The 24,909-nt window shown below is 42.3% G+C and carries 21 protein-coding genes and 1 tRNA gene; 12 read left to right on the top strand and 10 right to left on the bottom strand.

Annotated features, from left to right (window positions below; translation table 11 throughout):
* Positions 1–177 precede the first annotated feature (177 nt).
* The 7 genes from FXV75_RS02525 to FXV75_RS16315 form a co-directional block, all read right to left on the bottom strand.
* Positions 178–3,384: a site-specific integrase gene (locus FXV75_RS02525; RefSeq protein ID WP_148831035.1), complete on the bottom strand. Its 3,207-nt coding sequence runs from the start codon at positions 3,382–3,384 to the stop codon at positions 178–180.
* Positions 3,377–5,956, bottom strand: a complete 2,580-nt coding sequence (locus FXV75_RS02520) for a hypothetical protein (RefSeq protein ID WP_148831034.1) — start codon at positions 5,954–5,956, stop codon at positions 3,377–3,379. The genes FXV75_RS02525 and FXV75_RS02520 overlap by 8 nt, the downstream gene beginning before the upstream one ends.
* Positions 5,953–6,819 (bottom strand): hypothetical protein, encoded by an 867-nt coding sequence (locus tag FXV75_RS02515; RefSeq protein ID WP_148831033.1) that lies wholly within the window; start codon positions 6,817–6,819, stop codon positions 5,953–5,955. Before FXV75_RS02515 ends, FXV75_RS02520 begins: the two co-directional genes overlap by 4 nt.
* Positions 6,820–6,846: 27 nt before the next feature.
* Complete coding sequence (gene tnpC / locus FXV75_RS02510; RefSeq protein ID WP_222863082.1) at positions 6,847–8,466, bottom strand: IS66 family transposase; 1,620 nt, start codon at positions 8,464–8,466, stop codon at positions 6,847–6,849.
* 26 nt (positions 8,467–8,492) lie between these two features.
* Positions 8,493–8,837: an IS66 family insertion sequence element accessory protein TnpB gene (gene tnpB, locus FXV75_RS02505; protein ID WP_148831032.1), complete on the bottom strand. Its 345-nt coding sequence runs from the start codon at positions 8,835–8,837 to the stop codon at positions 8,493–8,495.
* Complete coding sequence (tnpA, locus tag FXV75_RS02500; RefSeq protein WP_148831031.1) at positions 8,837–9,121, bottom strand: IS66 family insertion sequence element accessory protein TnpA; 285 nt, start codon at positions 9,119–9,121, stop codon at positions 8,837–8,839. The genes tnpB and tnpA overlap by 1 nt, the downstream gene beginning before the upstream one ends.
* A gap of 91 nt (positions 9,122–9,212) precedes the next feature.
* Positions 9,213–9,362: a hypothetical protein gene (locus tag FXV75_RS16315; protein WP_187424837.1), complete on the bottom strand. Its 150-nt coding sequence runs from the start codon at positions 9,360–9,362 to the stop codon at positions 9,213–9,215.
* 421 nt (positions 9,363–9,783) lie between these two features.
* Here FXV75_RS16315 and FXV75_RS02495 point away from each other — a divergent pair, with 421 nt between their 5' ends.
* The 5 genes from FXV75_RS02495 to FXV75_RS02480 all read left to right on the top strand — a co-directional run bounded on the left by FXV75_RS02495 (position 9,784) and on the right by FXV75_RS02480 (position 14,201).
* On the top strand, positions 9,784–10,380 hold the full coding sequence (locus tag FXV75_RS02495) for a restriction endonuclease subunit S (protein ID WP_148831030.1): 597 nt from the start codon (positions 9,784–9,786) through the stop codon (positions 10,378–10,380).
* 13 nt (positions 10,381–10,393) lie between these two features.
* Positions 10,394–11,923: a type I restriction-modification system subunit M gene (locus tag FXV75_RS02490; RefSeq protein ID WP_148831029.1), complete on the top strand. Its 1,530-nt coding sequence runs from the start codon at positions 10,394–10,396 to the stop codon at positions 11,921–11,923.
* Positions 11,916–12,935, top strand: a complete 1,020-nt coding sequence (locus FXV75_RS02485) for a YhcG family protein (RefSeq protein ID WP_148831028.1) — start codon at positions 11,916–11,918, stop codon at positions 12,933–12,935. The genes FXV75_RS02490 and FXV75_RS02485 overlap by 8 nt, the downstream gene beginning before the upstream one ends.
* A gap of 77 nt (positions 12,936–13,012) precedes the next feature.
* On the top strand, positions 13,013–13,156 hold the full coding sequence (locus FXV75_RS16310; protein WP_187424836.1) for a hypothetical protein: 144 nt from the start codon (positions 13,013–13,015) through the stop codon (positions 13,154–13,156).
* Between the two features lie 97 nt (positions 13,157–13,253).
* Positions 13,254–14,201, top strand: coding sequence for an IS30 family transposase (locus FXV75_RS02480; protein ID WP_114413812.1), 948 nt, complete (start codon positions 13,254–13,256; stop codon positions 14,199–14,201).
* A gap of 223 nt (positions 14,202–14,424) precedes the next feature.
* Here FXV75_RS02480 and FXV75_RS02470 read toward each other — a convergent pair.
* Positions 14,425–15,581 (bottom strand): IS3 family transposase gene (locus FXV75_RS02470; protein ID WP_187424833.1). Its coding sequence is split into 2 segments (ribosomal slippage): positions 14,425–15,311 and positions 15,311–15,581, totalling 1,158 coding nucleotides; the frame shifts between segments, so codons are not numbered across the junction.
* A gap of 32 nt (positions 15,582–15,613) precedes the next feature.
* Between FXV75_RS02470 and FXV75_RS02465 the strand changes: the two genes are divergently transcribed.
* From FXV75_RS02465 to FXV75_RS02440, 6 genes are all read left to right on the top strand, one after another.
* Positions 15,614–16,453: a restriction endonuclease subunit S gene (locus FXV75_RS02465; RefSeq protein ID WP_222863081.1), complete on the top strand. Its 840-nt coding sequence runs from the start codon at positions 15,614–15,616 to the stop codon at positions 16,451–16,453.
* On the top strand, positions 16,450–17,349 hold the full coding sequence (locus FXV75_RS02460) for a GIY-YIG nuclease family protein (protein WP_148831026.1): 900 nt from the start codon (positions 16,450–16,452) through the stop codon (positions 17,347–17,349). The genes FXV75_RS02465 and FXV75_RS02460 overlap by 4 nt, the downstream gene beginning before the upstream one ends.
* A gap of 193 nt (positions 17,350–17,542) precedes the next feature.
* On the top strand, positions 17,543–18,937 hold the full coding sequence (locus FXV75_RS02455) for an AAA family ATPase (RefSeq protein ID WP_148831025.1): 1,395 nt from the start codon (positions 17,543–17,545) through the stop codon (positions 18,935–18,937).
* Positions 18,921–19,556, top strand: a complete 636-nt coding sequence (locus FXV75_RS02450) for a TIGR02646 family protein (RefSeq protein WP_148831024.1) — start codon at positions 18,921–18,923, stop codon at positions 19,554–19,556. Before FXV75_RS02455 ends, FXV75_RS02450 begins: the two co-directional genes overlap by 17 nt.
* Before the next feature lie 77 nt (positions 19,557–19,633).
* Positions 19,634–22,975, top strand: a complete 3,342-nt coding sequence (locus tag FXV75_RS02445) for a type I restriction endonuclease subunit R (RefSeq protein WP_148831023.1) — start codon at positions 19,634–19,636, stop codon at positions 22,973–22,975.
* Positions 22,976–22,981: 6 nt separating this feature from the next.
* Positions 22,982–23,752 carry a M48 family metallopeptidase gene (locus FXV75_RS02440; RefSeq protein WP_148831022.1) on the top strand — a complete coding sequence of 257 codons (771 nt, stop codon included), beginning with the start codon at positions 22,982–22,984 and terminating at the stop codon, positions 23,750–23,752.
* 184 nt (positions 23,753–23,936) lie between these two features.
* On the opposite strand, the gene FXV75_RS02435 is transcribed toward FXV75_RS02440, so the two are convergent.
* Positions 23,937–24,152, bottom strand: coding sequence for a hypothetical protein (locus tag FXV75_RS02435; RefSeq protein WP_148831021.1), 216 nt, complete (start codon positions 24,150–24,152; stop codon positions 23,937–23,939).
* Positions 24,153–24,280: 128 nt separating this feature from the next.
* Between FXV75_RS02435 and FXV75_RS02430 the strand changes: the two genes are divergently transcribed.
* Complete coding sequence (locus FXV75_RS02430) at positions 24,281–24,490, top strand: helix-turn-helix domain-containing protein (RefSeq protein ID WP_148831020.1); 210 nt, start codon at positions 24,281–24,283, stop codon at positions 24,488–24,490.
* Positions 24,491–24,726: 236 nt separating this feature from the next.
* Here the strand turns inward: FXV75_RS02430 and FXV75_RS02425 are convergent.
* A tRNA-Arg gene (locus FXV75_RS02425) sits at positions 24,727–24,803 on the bottom strand.
* Positions 24,804–24,909: the final 106 nt, after the last annotated feature.

Below are 24,909 nucleotides of genomic sequence, written 5' to 3'. Positions count from 1 at the left end.
GTTCGTGCCTTCCCTAGACCCTAGGTCGGTATGAATAGTTAATAAACAATCAAATAAAGTGGCAAATCACCCTTCTTGTGCGCCAATTATATACAATTATATTTCTTCTTATAATTAACCACTTCTCGCTATAAAAGTAGCATAAATAAACACAGCATTATGGACTTTCCAGGTTTACTAAACAGCACTTACCTCTAACACATACATCATTGCGAAAGCATATCTTAGCCCTTCAATGGCCTTGCCTGTTTTGGTGTTAACCAAGTTAACACCAAACCACCCAAATTCACCTGCTTTAGCATCGCTGTTTGCAAGGCGAGATATAAAGCTGCATTTCTTAGAGAGTTTTAAGCCCATTCGCCAATATGGGATACAGACTCGTCTCACGTTATTGTCTGATTGCTTTTGCCCATGCAACAACGTAAATGACAACGATACCTTATCGTTAGTCAATGCACTTAATGCATCGATGACTGGTTCGGCGGAAGCAATGTCAGTAAACCTGAATAGGTAGTTTCGCTTTTGGGTATGTTTAGAAAAACCTTTTAATAGAGCTTGCAGTTTGACAGGGTCTTCTTTGGCCATAATCTGAAGACGGTCTACCACCTCGATATAAGCATTATGATCAATATCGATGTTTCTTGGCTTGGCTGGCAACGGTAGCGTTTCGTTTTGATAGCGCTCTAAGTTGATTCTTCTTGAGCCGTTTTCAACACCGCCAGAAGTAATTTTATGCCTATCTAGACCGAGCAAAGACAGGAGATTTCTTTCCCACTTCTTGATCTCTGATGCATTGACTCCAGTTTGCTCTAATAACACATCATACTGCTTATATTCATCGATTTTTAATACTGGGCTTTGAATCAGTTTAAACAATACTTTTCGACAGTCATCAAATTTTCTAACCGTATTATTGGCGATGAGCTCCAATCTGAAATTAGAAATCGCAGCAGAAAACACCGTTTGATTGGGCTGCGGTAAGATTTTTTTGTACTTCTTATGTAGACCCAAACGATACCCATCAGCACCATCACGCAACCATCGATAGATGGTAGTTAAAGATTGCCCTGATGCATCCGACAGTATTTCTGCCGTCGGCATTATTCGTTTTTCAATAGAAAAGCGAGCAAGGTAATCCATACAATGAATGTAATGTTCCAATGTTGTCTCTGGCGACGCATGCCCCATCAGTATCGATAACGCATAAAGGTGTCTTCTGGTTGGATCTTGGCTCGCGTATAAGTAATGCTTAAAAGCTACATTATCAGCCAACCAGTTCTGTGTTTCTGGGTGCTGTTCATAGATGGATAACTGACAAGCCCCCTCATTCATCAGCTTTAATAATGTCAGAGTTGCAAATGAGTGACGAAGGTTGTGATATCTCAGGGAGTCATCCCCACATACAGCCCGCATTACTTTGTGGATTACAGGAAACACCAAATCTGCATTTATACAGCTATATCCTTTTGATGCGCATGCAAATAGAAAAGGCGAACTACTTTCCCCGCTTGCAAGCTGCTCACGCCTCTTGTTCACCCAACTCCTAAACAGCAATAACTCACCATGACTTAGAAAATGACTCAGCTTAAAGTGGCGCTTAGCGTTATTTGTCTTGAGCCTTCGATAATGATGAGGCCTGATAAGAAGGTAACAATCTTCATCACCTTGAATGTCCTCCACTCTCAGTTTTAAGCCTTCGCTCTGCCTTAGTCCACAGCGGTATCCAAGAATAAATATTAATCTGATTACGACATTCACCTCTGGTGATAAGTCGAGCTCATCAATACCTTCCAAGGTTTTTAAGACATTTAAATATTCGTCAACAAGCAGAACATTAGCATCGACGGGCAGAGGTGAATTTTGAATTCCAAACACTTCTATTGAATCAATAGCGTCAACACAGTGGTGGCTTTCCAAGTATTTTTGAAACCGATCCAGCATACTGGCCAATTTTCTTTTTAACCCGGTCGATGAAACCGTACCAAGGAGCTCTTCATATAGCCCTTCCAAATCTTCAGATGAGTACAAACTCATATCATCGTTTTGTACCAAACCTGTCAGTCGAGAACCGACCGAACACATCATATAGCTAATACGCTTTGTCTGTAGATTTGTGAAATCATTACTACCTACTGATGCTAAATGTGCTCCCCACATCAGTACCAGCCTTTGTACCGGCTCCAATTCAGTATTGTTTTTGAGTAGAACTGAAATGTCACACTCCAAGCTTTTCTTGCTGTCTGCCTGTTTGATGTGCTTTTCAACCCAAGTCCAGCTTGCAGCCTGATCATCTTCCTCTTGCTCAGATGTATTGCCCATCAAGTTAGTATCACTACTCAGTGATAAATATTGATCACTAGGACCCCAGGTAGATCTAACAGGTAAATCACTCTTTCCAAGACCATCATCTAAAACACAACAACCCGCCAAACGATTAAGAGCGCTCGGTTTTAATGAATGACTAATAAACTCTCTATAACAATACCGGACAACAAACGAAGGTACGAACTGCTCATAATGAACGGATACCACATTAAGAAGAGTTGTAAGATTTACTTTCTTAATTGCGAGCATTTTTTTTACACTCACGGGCAGGTTTGAGAAAACTTCTTGAATAAGAGATGTTATTTTCTTCTTCATCTCTCGTTTTTGACTTGTTATTGTTTCAATTTCCGGGATCTGACTCTTGAGTAAGAGCGTTTCGGTCAGTATATCTGGGTACCATAAGCGACTTTCAGAGTACGAATACTCGCTTGCTTTTAGGTCTAAGGACCAAACATGTTGACTGTTTACAACACAAGGTGACCTAGACGAATTAACCAAAAGGCCATATAAACTATCCACTGATAGAAGGCCACCATATAAAACGGACGACAGTAGTATTTGCCCCCTCTTCACATCACCCGTACAATTCGGCTGCTTTAGAGACTCAGATAAAGCGCTAACAACATCTTTATACAAAACAACATAACGATTAAATCGAATAGGCGTTAAACGCCCAGCTTCGCGATGCATTTTTTGTGTTAAAGCTGGAAGAGAAGCACTACTGTCTAATTCACCTATTTTTTTCAAATATACGACAAGTGCCCTTAGCACCTTAGACACATGAACAATACCTTCAGCATCTAGCTTGCAGGTGTTGATGAATCGATTAAAAAGTTTGTTAGCATTAAATTTTTTACATTTTTTAAAACGACTGTACCCATTAATAATGCCCCTTGAATCTGTGCTGTCATCTTCGACAAGCCAAGTCATAAAGCACTCAAAATACGGCTTTTCTAAGTCACCTATTGCTAATTCAAACTCGTGAAAAATCGGCCACCGCTTTTCTGTTATTTCAGCTCTCCATGAGACATTAGACTCAATCACTTGTAATTCAAGCATCTGCAAGCCCCCGCTCAATAGTGAATTTAAAAGTGGTAAGCATCTCGTCAATATTTGGCGCCACCATCTCAATAAGCTCAAATGGCGAGCATGTTGAGAATTTACCCCAAGGCTCTTGCCCTACCCCCCAGTGCCCCATGAACGCATTAATCAACTCACCTCTCACTCCTTTTTCCATCAAATAAGTGCGAATAAATCGACGGTTAGTATTCATGGGTAAATGTAAAAAAGGCTCTTGAAGCGCAAAGCTTAGGCTAGGTTTAATTTCTATAGGATTAAGATCTTTATCGAGATAGAAATAGTCTGGTATGTCTATTAGTGAATTGTTGTTAATAGCCAAAAAGTAAGTGGTGTTTTTGAGTTGCTCGACGTGCTTTTGATAGGCCTCTAACTGCTGACAAACGAGTTTAGGTAATATACACAATCGGGAGTTATAAAAATCATCACCATCCTTATCAGAGATAACGACCGTTTTCGTGGCTGAATCAAAAGCAGTTAAGCAAGCCAGCGGTGAGCAAATAGCACGCACTCCCGTTCCATACGCAAACATCTGAGCGGTGTAATATGTCATCATGTTATGAACATTCAAAATATCACCAGAATCTTTTGCGGATTTGATCGCACTTTTACTTTCCTTCACCATGTTAAAAATCCTATCCAACGTCGGGCATAGCGGTGAAACTGACGATGTGCTTATTGCTGGCAATTTGTCTTCTTCTGGCTTAATGAAGCTTGGCAAAGGGATATCACGACAGAGTTTATTCCAAACCTTCCCTCTGCTATTTTCAAGGTAATGAGGTGAAGGAGCACTATAGTGTAAAAGAGTCTTTCCAAGCGGAAGATACTGGCCAGTCGATAAGATCGTGGCCGCAATATCACCGGTTTGATGAGTTATATGAGCGGGTAAAAAATTGGCAATTTTATGCTCATTTAACCGGTTACCATTGGGCAACAAGCGCAGTAACTTGTTCAGTATAAGTCGGTACTGAGGTAGCTTTTTCTTAAAAATCCTCCCAGTTTCTTTGCGATCTAGATGCTCTTTGTGCTGTGCTTTTAAAAAATCGGCTAGACCAAACTCATCAGGAATTTTAATATATGACTCAACAACTCGGCATTGCGCTAAAACATCTTGAGTCATCCGTTTTGTGCGTCGAACATTTGCAACCTTGAGAAACCAAAACCGCTCACTACTTACCAACACCGATGTTATCTTTGCTTTAGAAGCAAGGTGGTCAGCAGACCATCTGGTACCGTGAGTAACATCTCTTAAAGAGCAACCGGTATATAACATCAATAAAGCAATTGGCGCTGCATGAGAAACAAAGTCATTATAAAACGCAGGGCGACTCATTACGTCTAAACAAAGTTTAACAAGCTGAGCGATTTCAACGTTGGTAGCGTTAGAAAATTGACAAATCAAATTTTGATTAGATTGTACAACTTTAGTAATTTGTCGCTTCGTGAGAATATTGTTACAGCTAGGTGTTGGGTCTTCAACACTAATAATCTCATCATAATCGCCCTGCTCATCCTCTTCCAAATCGGCGTATTTTGCTTCTTCTTCAGAGTTCAAGATTGGCGTTTTTTTAACTTTGATACCAGTAACAGAAATAGAACTTAGTCCTTCCCCAAACGCCACTGCCTCAACAACACCGTTGTCATCAATAGGAAAAGACTCGCTAACGATGCCTGAATTGTATCGGCAATAGCCACCATGCCAACCAGCGGACTTTCGGTTATACGGCTTAGCCTTGCCGCGCTTTCTTGCCGCGTTGACACCTCTACGCTGAGACTCAAAGCTTATCCACCTCGAAATCAATGGACTCATTGTTTGACGATACAATGGGCGCTCCTCTGTAGCTGAGTCATCACGTGCCGCTATAATATCTTCACACCATTCATACACATTAATGTCATTGCAAAAAAATTCTATCTCGTCATCATCCACATTATTATCTGACCAATTCCGAATAAAAAAACCTGCTGATGATGCTGAGCTTTGGTTTGTCTTAGAGCGCTTCTCTTGATCTTTCATGTACATTGAAAAGACCTCTAACGAATGACTCAATGATGAATAAGCCGCGAGCACAATGATCTGTAATCCATTAAAATTGCTGGTATATTCATTATCTTCAGCTGAGTTCATCAGCATAGAATAAATGGGATACCGTCCCCATTGACTCACCATCGGGTGTTGTTCATCACCCACAATGTCAGGTCTTTCATGCCATATAAAAGCACCAACTTGCTCCAACAGGGCTATATTTCTTCCCATAAAATCAGCAAAGCGACTTAGCCCTATCAGCCCCTCACCAAACTCATCTTCTAGCAGTGAAAGGTCATCGCATTCGTCCCTGACACTTTCGATGGCGTCACTAATGTTTTCAATAAAAAGATCGATGGCGCGTAAATGAGGCGGGATATGACACCGATTACAATAATGAAGTACAAATTGGCGAGATTGTTTCGCAGTTAAATTGGCAATGGTCAATTGCTGTTTCTTCATCTCTTTAAGAAAGCGATGCAAACAAGAGCCTTCAAATTCGACAGTGGGTGAACGATGAGTACTCAACGGCCGCCCTCCTGTATTGTTCTAGTGTCTACACCGAAAAGTGCGGCAAACTGCTTGCTACTACAAGATGCGAAAAAAGATTGCTTATACAAAGGGGAAAACGAAGTCTGAAGCGTGTCAAAGGTTTGCTGAAGCTGGTATTTTTTTGTGCTGAATATAATCGGAAGGCCCAACACTTCCATCGTGTTTAGTCGTTTCAGAGCCAGCCCTATTTTTCCTTGAAACCAGCGAACCGGTACTTTTTCCTTTTTATCTAAGGCATTAAAAGCTTGCAGATAAGATTGAATACCAGCCACGCAGTAATACTTACCATCTTCTTCTACCAAAATTATAGGCAACAGCGTTAAATAATCCCGCACCTCATTTCGTGTTAATGGCAGTAGTCCGCGGTCTAAAGTCGAGTTACGTTGTAAAAACAATTTTACTTTGGAGTGAATACCCTCGATATCAGCTAAAGCGATATCACCTGCTTTGTCTGGCGTTGGATTATCCGAGCGGCTGTTGACAAAATCATCAACTTGCATCTTTACTTGATTAGACGCACGCCCCCCTGATACAGCAAAAGGAACATGGGTTGCGATTTCAGCAAGACCGAAAGACTGAGAAGAATGCCATTTAAACTCAGACACATCATTCATATCCCACAGTTGTAATTTGAGCAAATTAGGCTGCTGCTCACCAACGCCAAAGGATGATACTTCTGCGCCAACAGAAATGATGCTGTCTGCAATTACGTTTTCCAGACAGATATGTGGTTTTTCTCCAGTTCTAGCTGGCACAAATGACAGCTGATCTAAGTAAATTTGCCGTTCTTTGCCGTCACACTCATACACAATAGAAGTTGTTTCTGCGTAAGCGTTCATTCTAGGGAGTCATTGACAGCCACTGACTCAGAGCAATGGCGATTTTAACGGGTTGTCTGCAAACAGGTGTTTCCATCGTCTTGGGGTCAGGTCGGCGGTGTCTTTTGCTGGGTGTTGGCTGACTCGTTGCAAGACATCCGTCAGGTAGACGTTAGGGTCGATGTCGTGCAGCTTGCAGGTGCTGATTAGGCTTTGGATGATGCCAACGTGTTCGGCGCCCAGTTCTGTCCAACAGAAAAGCCAGTTTTTCTTACCCATCGGGATGGGTCTTATCTCTCGCTCTAGGTGGTTAGTGTCCATGGCAACATCGGGATTTTCTAAGAAGACCATCAGTTGGCGTTTGCGCTTTAAGGTGTAGTTCAACGCTTTCATCCAGCTATCGTCTGGCAGCAGGTCGGCCCGTTGACTTTGCTCTTCGCAGAAGGCAAAAAATTGATCCACTAAAGGCTTGCTGTGTTGCGCTCGGTAGTCTTGTTTTTTCTCACCCGTCCAGCCTTTTTGTTGGATATGGCTTTCCTGTTTATATAAGGCCGCAATCAGGTTCAGCGCGTGCGTGACGGCGTCGGTTTCTTCCCTTTCAGCTTTTAGCAGCTGACGACGCATGTGCACCCAGCACTGGGCATGGGTGATGTCTGGCGATTTGGCTTCGTAGCGGCTATACGCCGCATAGCCATCGGTCAGCAAGGTGCCTTGCCAAACATGATCCAACAAGTCTTGGATGTGTTTCATGCCGCGACTTTGGGAGAAGGTAAACACCACTTCGTCTTTGTCACCATACACTGGCCAAAAATAGGCTTGTTTCATTTTGCCGGGTTTATTGCCTACCCCAGGCTGTCGGGTGACTTTGATAGGCGTTTCGTCCATGGCGAGTGTGTTGCTGTCCAGTACGCTGATGAGCTGTTCTATGACAATCGGTCGTAGCAGTTCGATCCCGCGTTTGGTGAGGTTCGTCAGCGTCGCACGGCTGAGGGTGATGCCAGCGGCACTCAGTTGTTGGTGTTGACGATAAAGCGGTAAATGATACAGGAACTTGTTGATCAGTAAGCCAACGATAAAGCTGACATCCGCGACAGAGCTGTCAAAAATCCTATCCGGCTGTGGCGCGGTAATAAGCTGTTTGCTGGCTTTGTGTTTGACCACTTGGCGCTTGGTAATCACGATTTCGTAAGCACTGGTTTTTTGTACGATGCAGCTGACTTCTTTGAAGCCCACGGCTTCGTATTCGTGCGCATTGGGGCCTTGCAGTTCGTCCGCTAGAATCACCTTTTCACGAACGGGGATGGTTTCGTCAAAACGCAGTCCGGTGAGGTTGATTTCATTGCCGTTACGAGACTTGGGGGCTTTGCCCCGAACACTGACCGACTCAGGCTTGTCCTTCTCAACGGTGGACGCGTCTTCTAAGCGGGTTAGCTCAGCTGGCATCGGACCCACGATATCGGCGAGGGCTTGTTGGTCTGGCGTGAGTAAGCCTCGACGTTCACTTTTCGGTCCGAACAACTCGCGTTTTAGTGCCCACACTTCGGCTTCGTATTGACGGATTCTAAAAGACATCGCCTCAACTTCAGCGCGCAGCTTTTCGACCTCATTCGTGTGAAGCAAATCGGTGTTTTTAAAGGGTAAAATAGGTCGATAAGTGGCGTCGTTCATGGGGTTGGATTATACCATCCAACCCTTTAAGATGCGCGTTTGTAGCGCTTAAATTGACGATATTTTTCGACTTTTATGCCCGCCAACAGATGCTGTAATTCCAGTGTGCTGAGAGCGTGTTTATCGTTTTCTGATGGCGCATAGTTGAACTGCCCCTGAGACAGTCGTTTGCACCAGATGCAGTAACCCGAGGCTTCAAAATAAAGGATTTTCATCTGCGTTTTACGGCGGTTAATGAACACAAAATACCCGATGAGTGGGCTTTCCTTGAGGTGCTGTTTGATCAGCCCTAACAAACCACAATAAGACTTACGCATATCGGTAGGTTTAGCGTAGAGCCAAATTTTAGCATTGGGATCGGGCAGGAACATCAGTCACGACTCAATCGGAGTTCAATACCATCACCTAAGCACAAGGTAATATTCCAACGTCCAGTACCTGAGAGAGCAGGCATCTGACTGAGATCGATAAAGTCTGATTGACTAGAATCTGGCGAGGTTTTCGTTCCCGAAAAATGCTGACGCCATTTGCTAAAACTGGCGTAACGCACTTGATGTTGTTTGCAGTATTGAGGGGCGGACAAGCCAGACTCGGCTTGATCATCAATGATTTGTTGCCATTCAGAAGAAGAACGACGGGTATAAGGCTTGGTCATGAGCAGGACTCCGTTATCGGTTATGAGATGAAAACGGAGCCCAGTTTAGAGTGAGAAAAGATGAGATGAAATAACGGCGTGGAATGAACGCTTACGTTTCTGCGTCGTATTCAGCATCAGTGCCTGCTTTCAACATCAATGAGCCAAACGCTTCAAATTGATTAACGAAAAGACCGTAACCTTTTTCTTTAAAATGGAGATACACGAACCCTTTCGAGACTTCTATTAACCTTATATCCATACCTTTTTCCCAATAAAGAATGTTATGCGTTCGCATGACAGCAAACACCGTTAACAAAGCCTCACTTGAAAAGCGCTACTATATTGGTAAAGTACAGACTCTCACCTCCGACCTTACCAGCGGCACGATTAAGCTGGCCTTGGTTGCTTAGATGTCTATATCGTTTACCAGACGATTAGACTCTATGAACCGATGACATCTCTGATGTCGTCGGTTATTTCATTAAATCACTCTCTCAATTCTTAGCACTCCACTTACCCTGTTATTATATACAGTGAAATCTCCATTTCGATACTGCACAAATAACCAAATAAATTCAAGTTGATTGTTTATTTTTTTTGCATCATTGAAATGGTGTGTATTTCATCTACAATAACTTCCTATATAAAGCTCAATACATTGAAAACGAGATAGTCAAAATATGGCGACCACATTAGGTGATTTTGTTCAGATAACATCTGGTCATCCATTCAGAGGACGGATTGAGTCCAACAAAGATGGCGATGTTTATGTCGTACAGATGCGAAACATTGATGCAGAAGGCAGAATCGACGTGAAATCACTGACTCTAGCCAAGTCAGTGAGAGAGAACTCACTAGATAGACTAAGGCAGAATGATATAGTGTTTATTGCTAAGGGAAGCAACAACACAGCCTCATTAGTTGAAGGTCTCACTAAGGATACAGTCTGCGCGCCCCACTTCTTTCATTTAAGAATAAAGCCGAATAAGCAGAATAGTATTTTAGCTGGGTTTATATGCTGGCAACTCAATCAAAAGCCTGCACAACGCTACTTCAAGGTATCAGCTGAAGGTAGCCTGCAAGTCAGCATTAGAAAAAAAGTATTGGAAGATACCCCCTTTGTTTTACCTGACTTAGAAACACAGAGAAATATTGTCAATTTACATCGATGCGCCATGAGGGAAATCAAAACGTATCATCAGCTAATTGAAAACAGACAATTAGAAATGACAGCCATCGCATCAGACCTTCTAAACCGTTTAGATAAAAGTACATAAGGAATCAAAAATCATGACAACCAACCAAATCAATCAGGACGATATTAACAAGGCGGTCTGGAACGCATGCGATACCTTTCGTGGTGTGATCAGTGCTGATACCTATAAAGACTTCATCCTCACCATGCTGTTTTTAAAATACATCTCTGATATCTACAAAGACGAATACAACAAACTAATCGAACAGTATGGCGACAACCCAGCGCTAATTCACGCCATGATGTCGAAACAACGCTTTGTATTGCCTGAAGGCGCAAGCTTTTGGGATTTATACGAAAAGCGTTATGAAGCAGGCAACGGCGAGCGCATTGATAAAGCCTTACACGCATTAGAAGAAGCCAATGGCAGTAAGCTTAAAAACGTATTCCAAGACATCAGCTTTAACACCGACCGGTTAGGCCAAGAAAAGCAAAAGAACGATTTACTCCGTCACCTTTTAGAGGATTTCGGTAAAGACATCTTAAATCTAAGTACCGAACGCGTGGGCAGCCTAGACATCATCGGTAACGCTTATGAATATCTTATTAAACACTTTGCTGCTGGTAGTGGGGCTACCGCTGGTGAATATTACACCCCGCCTGAGGTCTCAACCCTTCTAGCCACCGTTTTAGAGCCTGTTGAAGGCGACCAAATATGTGACCCCTGTACCGGCAGTGGCTCGCTGCTGTTAAAGTGTGGCGCCATGGTTCGTAAAAACACTGGCTCAAAAAAGTACGCATTATTTGGACAAGAAGCCATTGGCTCTACATGGGCATTGGCCAAAATGAACATGTTCCTACACGGTGAAGACAACCACCGTATTGAATGGGGCGACACCATTCGCAATCCACTATTACTTGAAAACAAGCAGCAAGGTAAAGACAGTAACAGTTTATTGCATTTTGACGTGGTTACCGCCAACCCCCCGTTCTCGTTAGATAAATGGGGCCATGACGATGCCAGCAACGACCCTTATGGCCGCTTTCATCGTGGTATACCACCAAAAACAAAAGGCGATTATGCCTTTATCCTACACATGATCAATACGTTAAAACCAGGCACCGGCAGAATGGCTGTAGTTGTCCCCCACGGCGTGTTATTTAGAGCATCCAGCGAAGGCAAAATCCGCCAACAGCTGATTGAAGAAAACCTGCTTGATACCGTGATCGGATTACCAGAAAAACTGTTTTTTGGAACGGGTATCCCTGCGGCTATTTTAATATTCAAGAAGAAAAAGTCTGATGAAAACGTCTTATTCATCGATGCCAGCCGCGAATTTAAATCAGGCAAAAATCAAAACCAACTCACGCCTGACAACATTCAAAAAATCATCGATACCTATAAAGACCGTGAAACGGTTGAAAAATACGCATATCTAGCAAGTTTTGACGAAATCAAAGAAAACGACTTCAACCTAAACATCCCTCGTTACGTTGATACCTTTGAAGAAGAGGCCGAAATTGATTTGGTGGCTGTGCGTGCCGAGCGGATACAACTTAAAAATGAACTGCAAAACCTTGAAGTAGAAATGGAAGGTTACCTAAAGGAACTCGGATATGAGTAACCCTGTCACTCATCAATACCATGAATTGGTTGACACTATTTCAACGGCATTTCGTGAAGGACAGCTAAAAACCGTCAGCGCCATTAATGCTGGCCTAGTATTCACCTACTGGCAAATAGGTCAGCATATTGTGGAATACGAGCAAAAGGGGAAAGCACAAGCGACTTACGGAAAACAGCTATTAAAACAACTCAGCGCAGATCTAAAACTAAAACATGGTAAAGGTTTTAGCATCAGTAACTTGCAACGCTTTCGTCAGTTTTATATGCAAAACTCAAATTATGCGACAGTGTCGCACAATTTGAGCTGGTCCCATCATGTTGAACTATTGAAAATAGACAACTCAACTGAGCGGTCGTTTTATACCCAGCAATGCATCCATGCCAACTGGAGTATTCGTGAGTTAAAACGACAAAAAGACAGCGGCTTGTTTTTACGCCTGGCTGCGTCCAAAGACAAGGAACAAGTATTAGCCCTTGCCACACAACAGGCACTTGTCAACAAACCTGAAGATGTACAACGCGACAGCTATGTATTTGAATTTTTGGGATTACCAGAAAAACAACATTACAGTGAAAAAGACCTAGAAGAGGCACTATGCCAGCATCTAGAGCAGTTTCTGCTAGAACTAGGTAAAGGTTTTACCTTTGTTGGTCGCCAATATCGCATCACGCTAAACAACACCCATTATAAAGTCGACCTTGTTTTTTACCATCGCATTTTGCGCTGCTTTGTTTTAATTGATCTTAAAATAAACGATGTGAAGCACCACGACATTGGCCAAATGAATATGTACATGGGCTATTTTGCTGCAGAAGAAAACATCGAAAGCGACAACCCACCCATTGGTATTATTTTAAGTAAAGACAAAGACGAATTGCTGGTTGAATACGCCACCTATGGCATGGACACGAATTTGTTTGTACAAAAATACCAACTGTACCTTCCCAACGAAGAAGAGCTACGTCGAGAAGTAGAAGCCACTCTGATGGAGCAAAGCCATGATAAATAAAGTACAACGATTAACGAATAGAAACGAACTGCAGAATCTAGAATCGGAAATGGATGGATATTTAAAGGAGTTGGGTTATGGTGCCTAATGGATGGGAGCAAACAACGCTAGATAAAGTATTAACTATTGGTGGTGGTAAAGACTACAAGCATTTAGAAGAAGGTTCTATTCCTGTATATGGCTCTGGCGGATATATGCTAAGTGTCTCTGATTACCCCTAAATTCAGATAATAAGTGCGACACTGCAAATCAGGTGTAGAAGAAGCCAACTGCTGAAGTTGATACACTTCTTCTTACCACAGATAAAGCAGTACCAACATGAATTATCAGCAGTTGACCGAAGGCAAAAGATACCAGATTTCCGCTCTTTTAGGGCAAGAAATATCAGTGGCAAATATTGCACTCATCCTGAATTGTCATAGAGCTACGATTTACCGTGAGTTAAAGCGGAATAAAAAAGTAACAGAATATTGCCCTGACAAAGCCCAAAGAGCCTGTTTGATAAGGCGGAAGACAGCGGCAAAATATCGCATATCATCAAAGACAATTGATTTTATTCGTATTTTAATTGAAATCGACTGGAGTCCTGAGCAAGTCTCTAACGTACTCAAAAACTGCGGTGTTCCCGTTAGTCATCAATGGATTTACCAATATATCCATGATGACAAAAGAAACAAAGGGACACTTTACCGCCATTTGAGGCAAGGAAGAAAACGCTACCGGAAAGGCCAGAGAACAAAAGCTGAAGTGATCAAGAATAAGGTATCCATTGATGATCGGCCTGTGATTGTTGATACCAAAAAGCGCTTTGGAGACTGGGAGATAGACACTGTTTTAGGTAAGCACGGCTCAGGCTCAATTGTCACCTTGCTAGAAAGAAAGACACGTTTTTACCTTATAAAGAAAGTGGATTCGAAATCAGCCAAAGATGTGACTCAAGCAACCATAGAGCTATTGCTGCCTTTTAAAGATCATGTTCACACGATCACAGCAGATAATGGTCGAGAGTTCGCGTATCACGCTGAGATAGCCGAAGCATTAGAAACGACAGTGTATTTTGCTCATCCATACAGTTCTTGGGAACGTGGAGCAAACGAAAATAGCAACGGACTCCTAAGGCAATATGTGCCCAAAGGTACCGATTTAAGACGTGTTACAGAAGAGAGAATACACTTCGCAATGAGACGAATAAATAATCGTCCAAGGAAGTGTTTAGGGTTCAAGCAACCAGCCGTAGTGTTTAAAGAAATGTGCTTAGTTGCTTGAAGTGAAAGTGTCGCACTTCGGACTTGAATTCAGGCCTTTATGATGGTGAGAGTGTTTGTATAGGTCGAAAAGGTACTATCGATAAGCCGATGTTTTTGAAGGGCAAGTTTTGGACTGTTGATACATTATTCTATACTCATAGTTTTAAAGATTCCGTTCCATATTTTATTTACCAGTTTTTCCAGACTGTTCCTTGGCGTAGTTTGAGTGAGGCATGTTCTGGTCAAGTCCAACCGGACACTTTCCTAAAGGAGTTTTCATACTCAATGGGTGATTGGTCGCCATTCGACGAATGTAATCGCTCCAGATTGTAATATTTCACATAGGCCGCAACATCTTGCTTCATATGCTCTCTTGTTGGTTGTGCTACCTTGAACAACCAATCATGTTTTAAACTGCCGAAGAACCTTTCAACCACGGCATTATCCCAACACGCACCGACGTCACCCATGCTAGAGCGGCAATCAAGCCGTTTTAATAGGCTTCTAAAGCGTTTACTCGTGTATTGCGAACCTCTATCGCTATGAAATACTAAGCCCTTTGGCGGCTGTCGTAAGCGATGTGCTTTTAAAAATGCTTGCTCAATTAAGTCTGTCGTCATACGTTTTGACGTGTGCCAACCCACTATGCGACGACCAAACAAATCCATTACAATAGCAAGGTATAGCCAGCCTTCGCCTGTTTTTAAATATGACACATCCCCAGCCCACACCTGGTTCTGGCCTAACGGGTTAAAATTCATGTTCAATAAATTATCAGCTACAGCATCACTGTCTTTGCGCTTTGTTGTGACTTTGTAAGGGATACGCTGCTTAACGACTAACCCCAATCGTTTCATCAAGCCAATGACACTATGCCGGCTAACATCAAAGCCTTCTTTGCGAAGCTTTTTCCCAAGCTCACGGCTACCCAAACTGTCTCGACTATCTTCAAAAAGCGCCTTCGCCCTACGATGTAAATTCAGTGTTTGTGCACTGATAATTATCGCGGGACGTTTTCGCCAAGCATAGTATGCAGATTTGCTAACGCGCATCACTTTACACGATATGACAACTGGGTACTGCTTACCTAAACTTTTGATAAATGAATATTTTATTTCATTTCTTTTGCGAAAAACGCTGAAGCCTTTTTTAATATTTCGCGCTCCATTAGCAAGCGCTTATTGTCTTTTCTGAGCTGAGCGAGTTCAGCCCGCTCATCCTTCGACAACTCTGAATCTTCATTTTGTTGTTTAAACTTCGCTACCCAGTTATAAAGTAGCTTGTCAGTGATATTCAGTGAAGCGGCAGCCTCAACAACTGAGTAACCTTGCTCAATCACCAGCGCCACCGCTTCTTGCTTAAAATCGTTTGGATATTGTTTGTTAGTACGTTTAGTCATTTTACACCTCAATAATTGGATATTATCCTTTATTGAAGTGTCCGGCTAATTCAACCACAACAGCTAGTGGTGTACCTAGTTTATCGAAATCGGTTATTAACAAAGTAAAAATTAATCTCCCCCCCCTCCCAGAACAACGAAAAATTGCCACTATCCTTGGAACGTGGGATAAAGCGATTAGCACCACCGAGCGCCTAATCGACAACAGCAAGCAGCAGAAAAAAGCCCTGATGCAACAACTGCTCACTGGTAAAAAACGCCTACTTGATGATTCAGGTAAACCGTTTGAAGGTGAATGGGAAGAAGTTAAGCTGTCAGATGTGGCTGAAGTTATTATGGGATCTTCGCCTAAGTCATCGTCATACAATCAAAACAGTGAAGGTCTTCCGCTTATTCAGGGAAATGCAGATATTAAAAATCGCAAGTCAATACCAAGAATTTATACCAGTGAAGTGACCAAAAAATGCCATCCTGAAGATATCTTATTAAGTGTTAGAGCACCCGTTGGAACGGTTGCTAAATCAGCTCATGAGGCTTGCATTGGTCGTGGAATATCATCAATCAAAGCCAAAACAAATCACGTTCAAGAATATTTATACCAGTGGTTACTTTGGTTTGAACCTCGATGGGAACAATATTCGCAAGGCAGTACATTTGAAGCTGTGAATAGTAATGATATTAAGTCATTGCATCTAGTGATACCAACTCACTCCGAGCAGGCAAAAATTGCCTCTGTTCTTAACAACGCTGATCAAGAAATCAAACTTTTAGAACAACAGCTTGCTGATTTCAAACAAGAGAAAAAAGCGTTAATGCAGCAGTTGTTAACGGGCAAGCGCAGGGTTAAAGTTGACGATAAGGTGGTTGCATGATTTCACAAAAGCGACCTCGTACCATTCAAATATTTTTACCTACCGGTGACCCTGCGGGTATTCGCATTGCCGAGCAAACCACGTCGATCATTCGCTTAATTGAAGTGCCTCGTAGTGATATTGCTGAATTTGTAAAAATGCCAGAAGCCAAGCAAGTTGGGCTTTATTTTTTAGTCTCTGGCGATAACACTTATACAGATAATGACGAGCTGTATATTGGTCAGTCGGGCGATGTGGGTAGCCGATTGATGCAGCACTATAAAGATGAAAAGAAAGACTGTGAACGAGTGCTGGTATTGGTGTCGCTCACCAATAACTTAACCCAAACTCATGTGCTGTATTTAGAATCCTTGTCTATTGAAAAAGCAAAACTCTGCCAGAGATATGAACTGCTTAATGGCAATGGCGGGCAAAAGCCCCACACGCCGATTCCGCTTAAAGCCGATTGTGATGAAATTCATGAAATCGGCAGTTTGTTGCTAGCCACTCTTGGTTATCCAATTTTTGAACCTCTTGCTGAACAGTCATCTACTAAACCCGAACAGGTATTCATTTGTAACCGTGCCGATGTGGATGCCAGAGGCATATACACTAACGAAGGCATGGTGGTACTAAAAGGCTCCTCCGCCCCGATGACAACAACACGCAAAACCGACCAAAGGTTTTACGATAAACGCGACCGCCTTTTAGCTAAAGGGGTAATAGTTGAACAAAATGGCCGCTTTGTATTTCAACGTGACTGTTTGTTTCCCTCACCCAGTGGCGCCTCGATGTTTTTATTGCTTGCCACAGCTAATGGTTGGGTAAACTGGAAAACAGAGCAAGGCGTGACATTGCATGATTATCAAGGCAGGACACTTGAGTCAGCTAGTGAGCAAGTACACAGCGTGACATAACCCATTAGGTTGTTTTATTCCCTGCAGTCTATGACGGACCAAACAGACGTTTTCATTTGCGGGCAAAATGAGTGGTAAGTCGACTATAATTCGCTCATTTCAATAACGAGATGGTAGCCTAGGTACGACAGTTGTTTACTGACATACGTCGGGTTAAATTACATAACGAAAATTTAGAATCAAAGGCAAGCTAATGGAAGTTAAAAAGTTAACACTTCGTAATATAGGTCGTTTTGATACGTTAGAAGTCCTTTTAGCCCCTGCAGGAAATAAACAAAGCAATGTTACTGTCTTCGTCGGTAATAACGGTTCTGGTAAAACATCGATACTAAAGTCTCTTGCGACATCGCTCAGTTGGCTTGTCGCACGTATCCAAAGTGAAAAAGGCGTAGGCAGCCCAATCCCAGAATTAGTCATTAAAAATGAAGCGTCATCCGCTTCCGTTAATCTGGATGTGTATCATTTTACTGGCAATACCGCAGACCCTGACACTGACACTGACACTGAAGGAGAGTCCGATGATAGAAACTGTTTCCCTTGGCGCGTTGCAAGAACACGCAAAGGTCGCAAAGCCTCATTGAAAAGTGATTACTGGGGCGTCACCTCTTTGGCCAATCATTACCGTACCTTACTGTCACAGAACGATACATCATCATTGCCTTTAATCGCCTTTTATTCAGTTGAGCGTGTTGTTATTGATATACCTTTGAAAATAAAAGGGAAACACTCGTTTTTACAACTTGATGGTTATGACAAATCTCTCAGTCAGGGCGTGGATTTTAGACGCTTCTTTGAATGGTTTAGAGAGCGTGAAGACACTGAAAACGAATCAAGCATATCAGACGATATGCTTGAACAACTGCGTCTTGTTTTTGGTCACGACGATGAGAGCTGGGCAAAACTTAAAGAAATAAAAGCATCAAAAAGAGATATACAGCTGGCCGCTGTACGCTCAGCTATTTATGCATTTATGCCGGAATTTTCAAACCTGCGTGTACGACGTAAGCCAAGACTGCATATGTCGATTGATAAAAATGGCCAGACATTAAATGTTGCTCAGCTTTCTCAAGGTGAAAAGTCATTAATGGCACTCATTGGTGATATTGCGAGACGCTTGGCGGTTATGAACCCGTCGCTAGACAATCCTTTGATCGGAGACGGTATCGTCCTCATTGATGAAGTGGACATGCACCTTCACCCAAAATGGCAACGCCGTCTTATTCACCAACTTACCAGCACATTTCCACAATGCCAGTTTGTACTCACAACACACTCACCATTGGTTATCAGCGACAGTGAAGGGGTTTTAACCTACCTGATTAACGAGGACGAAGTGCAAGAACTGCCCTCACTGTATGGGCAAGATGCAAACACAGTACTCCTTGATATTATGGACACTGACATCCGCAATGCAGTGATAAATGAAAAGCTTACGCTTTTATACGACTCGATTCACGATTCTGAAATCGAAAACGCTAAGCAGCAATTAACAGAGCTACAACATACCCTACCCATAGACAACATAGAATTATCCAAGGCAAGGCTATTGCTTCGTAAAAAGGAGCTTAACCTTGAAAGAGATAATTAAACGATTAGGGTTTGAACCTGAGGTTATAAAGAAGTGGAAAAAACACAATCCAATAGGTCAATATAGCGACCTTGGCGAAGTTGAAAGAGAAGCAATACGATCAGCGTGCTCCTCAGAACAATATTACCTGTGTGCATACTGCTGTAAGAAAATATCAGGTTCAACCAAAGACACCATGAATGAACACGTTGAAGCTCGAAGAATCGCACCTCAGCGCAGTTTAGATTTTTCCAATATCGTTGCAAGTTGCAGAACCTTTAAACAATGTGATGATGCTCATGGGTCTCAACCACTTCCATTCTCGCCTTTAGTAAAAGCATGTGAATCAGAATTAAGCTTTACGTTAAGCGGAAAAATAATTGGCTTAACTGATAGAGCAAAAGAAGCGATAAAAATCTTAAATTTAGGTGACGAATTGACCGGTAACCGTTCTCTTATAGAACAAAGAAAGCAACTCGTTACTTCACTGTTATTGTGCAACGGCGTGGACCCAGAAGATGGGATAGAAGATAACGAAATTCTTAAGATGCTAATCCAAGACTTGTCCACACCTAAAGACGGAGAACTGGAAGCCTTTTCACCGGCCGCGATCAGTGTACTCAAACAATGGGTTTTATAACTCAACCACATTAAAAATAAACGTTTAAAACAGTAGCCTTTGATCCTGAGAGATCAATCAGTTAAAGAGTATTTAATATGGACATAACTCCGCCTAAAGCCGTCAGTTACTCGGAAGAATTCAGCGCAAAAATCCCCGCACTGTCTTTACTCTCAAATCTGGGCTACACCTTTATTCCGCCAGATAGATGCGAAGCCCTACGTGGCAACCACGCAGGCATAGAGAAAAAAAGCACTCACCAAGTAATTTTGCTACCCGTACTAAAACAATTCTTAGCAAAGCAGTCCTTTCCCTTTGCCGGAAAAAAATACCTACTGTCCGATGCCGTTATTGATAAAGTCATTCATGAGCTGAACCCTGCAATGAACCTTGGGTTAAAGGCAGCCAATGAAAAAATTTATAATGCCTTACTGTATGGCATCAGTGTTACTGAGTTTATAGATGGCAAAAAAGCCTCTCCAACGATTCAGATAATCGACTGGCATAATATTGAAAACAATTCTTTTCATTTCACTGAAGAGCTGGTAGTCAAGAACGCAGAAGGTACCAGTAACCGTATTCCCGATATTGTCTGCTTTGTAAATGGTCTTCCTCTAGCGGTCATCGAAGCCAAGCGACCAGACTCAAGAAAGGAAGGTCGCTCAACAAATACCGAAGCGATTTCTCAGCATATTCGCAATCAAGGCCAAACCGAAATTCCTCACCTTTATGCCTACAGTCAGTTATTACTGTCGGTCAATGGTCACGATGGTTTATATGGCACCTGCGGCACACCTGAAAAGTTTTGGGCTAAGTGGAAAGAAGAAGACTCTCACCTTGGAATAACAGACGCTGAGTTTATCCGCTTGAAAAACCAGGCCTTAAACGATCAACAGCTCAACCGGCTTTTTGATCACCGACCAACCTCCTCCAGAACACAATACGAGTCGTTAATAAGCGCTGGAGACTTGGCCGTGACCGATCAAGACAGGATCATCACTTGCTTACTACGCCCCGACCGTTTACTGGAAATGACCCGCTTATTCACTTTATTTGATAAAAAAGCAGGCAAAATCGTCGCTCGATATCAGCAAGTATTTGGCATTAAAGCGTTAATAGAGCGTATCAGTACGTTTGACCCTGCTGGCGCACGAGAAGGTGGTGTAATCTGGCACACCACCGGCAGCGGCAAATCCTTTACCATGGTATTTTTATCCAAAGCCTTGATTTGGTTTGAAGAGCTCGCCCAGTGCCGAGTAATCATTGTTACCGATCGAATAGACCTAGAAGACCAGCTAAGCCGTACCTTTTCATCTGGTGGAGTCTTTACCGCACGAGATAAAAAAGAGGCCATGGCAACATCGGGTAAACGCTTGGCGGAGCAAATCGGTCAAGGCAACGAACGGGTCATCTTTTCCATCATCAATAAATTTGGCTCCGCGGTAAAACAAAAGAACTGCTATAACGACAGTCCAAACATTATCGTTTTGGTGGATGAAGGCCACCGTAGTCAAAACGGCGAAAACAACATTCGGATGCGACAAGCCTTACCAAAGGCCGCTTTTGTTGCTTTTACCGGAACCCCCCTATTAAAAGACGATAAGACAGAAAATAAATTCGGTAAGATCATTCACTCCTACACCATGCAACAGGCCGTCGAAGACCAGACGGTCACACCTCTGTTGTATGAAGAGCGCATTCCCGATTTGAATGTGAATGACAAAGCCATCGATGCCTGGTTCGATCGAATTACCGAAAAACTCACAGACGAACAAAAATCGGATCTGAAAAGGAAGTTCTCCCAGAAAGGCCAAATTTATCAGACCGAGGGTCGTATTGAGCTAATTGCGCACGATATTTCTGACCACTTTCAGAACTTTAAACAAAGACATTTAAAAGGTCAGTTGGCTTGCGACTCAAAAGCCACGGCCGTTCGCTACCAATATGCTTTGGATAAAATTGGCAAAGTCACTTCGGTTCTTGCTATGTCTTCGCCAGACACCCGTGAAGGACACGAAGATGTGGACCAAGAAAGCAAAGACATCGTCCAAAAGTGGTGGAAAAATAACGTAGCACAAATGTATCGTGGTGATGAAAAGGCATATACCTCAGCGATCATTAATGAGTTCAGCCGTGATGAAGGCCCCGATATTATGATCGTCGTCGATAAGCTATTAACAGGCTTTGACGAGCCAAAAAACACCGTACTGTATATTGATAAACCCCTCAAAGAACACAATTTGATACAAGCAATTGCTAGGGTAAACCGCTTACACAACAAAAAACAGTTTGGCTACTTAATTGATTATCGCGGTATTTTAAAAGAGCTAGATACCACAATCGATAAATACCAAGACCTAGCTGAGCGTACACAAAAGGGCTTTGAGATTGATGATTTGAAGGGTTTATACAACCGAATGGACATGGAGTACAAAAAACTCCCAGGCTTACATCGTGATTTATGGGCCATTTTTGATGATGTGAAAAACAAGCAAGATGGTCCCGCATTAAGACAAGCATTAGCGCCAAAAATCCGCGAATCAGACAGGCATTTTAGTGATGCAAATTCGAAGAAAAGAGACGATTTCTATGCCGCTCTCACTGCCTTTTCTAATTGTATGAAGGTTGCCCTTCAATCAGCCAATTACTTTGAGGACAAATTTTTTGATGGTACTTCCTCGGCCGAGAACAAACGGGATCTGTATAAACGTGACTTAAAATCGTTTGTTGAATTGCGCCTACAAGTCCGTGAAGATGCCAATGAAACCATCAACTATGACGAATACTCAGAAGACATTCGAAGCTTGCTCGACAAGCATATTGCCGGCATTGAAATAAAAGAACCCGAAGGCGCCTATTTGGTAGGTAATTTGGGTAGGCACGCACAACCAGAAGAAATGACCAACGATGAAGCTCGAAATCAAACTGATAAAATTACGGGACGTATCACCAAAATGATTGAACAGGATTTGGCGGATGATCCTTATGCTCAGGAGCATTTTTCTAATCTTCTAAAAAAAGCCATTGAGGATGCGAAAGCCATGTTTGATGCGCCGGTCAAACAGTACATTTTATTTGCCGACTTTGAACAAGATATTAAAGAACGCAAGATGCCTGACATGCCAAACGATTTTATCGACGAGTCTGGAAAGCTCAACAGACATGCACAGGCCTATTTCGGGTTATTCAAACTTCTTTTTGATGATGAGTTCTTATCAGAAAAATCATTGGATAATAGTCGTTTGGTTTCTCTCGCGTTTGAAATTGATGAGGCTGTTACAACGGCTGTTGCAGAATATTCTATTAATCCAGCTGAAATTGAAAACGCCATCAGCATGAAATTATTACCCGTGTTATTTGTTGCTATAGGTCTCGATAACGCTCAAAAATTGATAGAAGAAGTCCTAAAAATCACACGTTTAGGTTTAGCAAGAGGGTAAGGCGCAATGACAACACCCAGTGAAACGGGTCTTTTTACTTATGGAGACAACACTATTCAATATCATGTCATTCGTAAACTAGCGATTTGTGATGATGCGTTAAAAAGTAACCGGAAAGTTACGATAAAAGTATACCCAGACCAAAAAGTAACAGCCTCAGCCCCTTTTGATGCGTCTGAAGAGCTCATAAGAAAAGCGGTGCTAAAGCGAGCTAGATGGATTTGGCAAAGTATCGAAGCGTTTGCTAAGCAAAAAGATACTGTGATACCGAAGCATTACGTCAGTGGCGAAACACAATTTTATTTAGGCAAACGTTATGTTTTAAAAGTGCTGGTGGATACTGACCAAACAAACAACGTCAAACTAAACCGTGGCCAGCTACAGGTAACATTTCAACAGGATCACGAAGAGCGCGCCAAGAAAGTAAAAGAGCTGGTTGATCAATGGTATAAAAATAAAGCCCAAGCGCTGTTTCAACAACGACTGACAGAAATACTCGGCAAAACCACGTGGGTGACAGACACGCCATCATTTCGTGTGATGGCAATGAAAAAACAATGGGGGAGCTGCTCCGCCAAAGGCCAATTAGTGCTTAACCCTCACCTTGTGAAAGCACCTAAGGAATGCATTGATTACGTGATACTACATGAGCTTTGCCACATTGCCGAACACAACCACAGCGAGCGATTCTGGCGCTTACTCACGCAAGTCATGCCCAATTGGAAAGAAGTAAAAGCCAAACTCGATGGTATGGCTGAAGTCTACTTAAATGGATAGAAACCACTCATGAAAAAGGGCCTAGCACAAACAGCTAAGCCCTTATTTATTGTTATTATCTATAACGTTTTACCAGCAGTCTCCTTGAAGAAATGCAGGAACACTTCCAACTAACGAGCCTCTGAGCACCTCATAACTCGAAAACGCTCGTAGTCACTCGTTAGCTTATCTTGAACCCATAGCCCTAGTGAACACCAGCCATCAATGTGTTAATGGCAGCCGCTTTAAACATGTCTTCCTCTATCTGCTCCCAGATGTACAAAATTTTGCGACCACCGAATGGTCGAAAATAATGGATACCCTCGATAAGAACCGTGTCTTTTAATTTGCGACGTATGGTCTTACTGTCGTACTTGATACGCCCAGAAAGTTCTTCGGTTGTTAAGTATGTTTGTGCCATAATATTCAACTCCTGCAAGTTATTAGGATCTTTAAAAGACCTTAATGATCTTCTGTAGATCATAATAGTCAATTTTAGATCTTTTGCAAGATTTTTGATCTTCTATAGATCATTTTTTGAGGTTTAAGATGATAAAATGCCACTTATCTAAAATCATGGGCGAAAGAAAGCTTAAGATATCAGACGTATCAAACGAAACTGGAATCAATCGAGGAACCATTACACGCCTTTATCACGAGACAGCAATTCGAGTAGAGTTCGATGTACTAGAGCAATTATGTAACTACTTTGAGTGCGGTATTGAAGAGCTCTTAGAGATACAAAAAGAAGGCAAATAAACAGAGGTAATTTAGAGGCTTAGACTTGTCCAAAATCATTTTGGTCACCATATGGTCACATTTTGGTCACAAGTCAAAAAACAGGCTGTTTTGGTCACAAAAAGCGAAGGACATTTCATGCTGATTGAAGACTATTAGTTAAGTACACAGTATTAATTGCGAAAAGGTAACGGAAGGCATTATTAGATATAAAAGAAAGGAACTTATTTTCTAAATCTTTGAATTAATTGAATAAATGGTGCACCCGAGAGGATTTGAACCTCCGGCCTCTCCCTCCGGAGGGGAGCGCTCTATCCAGCTGAGCTACGGGTGCATGTTTAAGTCACACAACATGAAGTCTGAATCGACTTAGGGTGCGTATTCTAAAGGAAATTACTCAGGATTCCAGTGCTTAATGACACAAAGCATTAGATAATGAT

It is taken from the genome of Marinomonas sp. IMCC 4694, from assembly GCF_008122525.1.
Taxonomy (GTDB): Bacteria; Pseudomonadota; Gammaproteobacteria; order Pseudomonadales; family Marinomonadaceae; genus Marinomonas.
The sequence above is the reverse complement of the archived record's forward strand: the minus strand, read 5'-3'. Positions and strand labels throughout refer to the sequence as shown.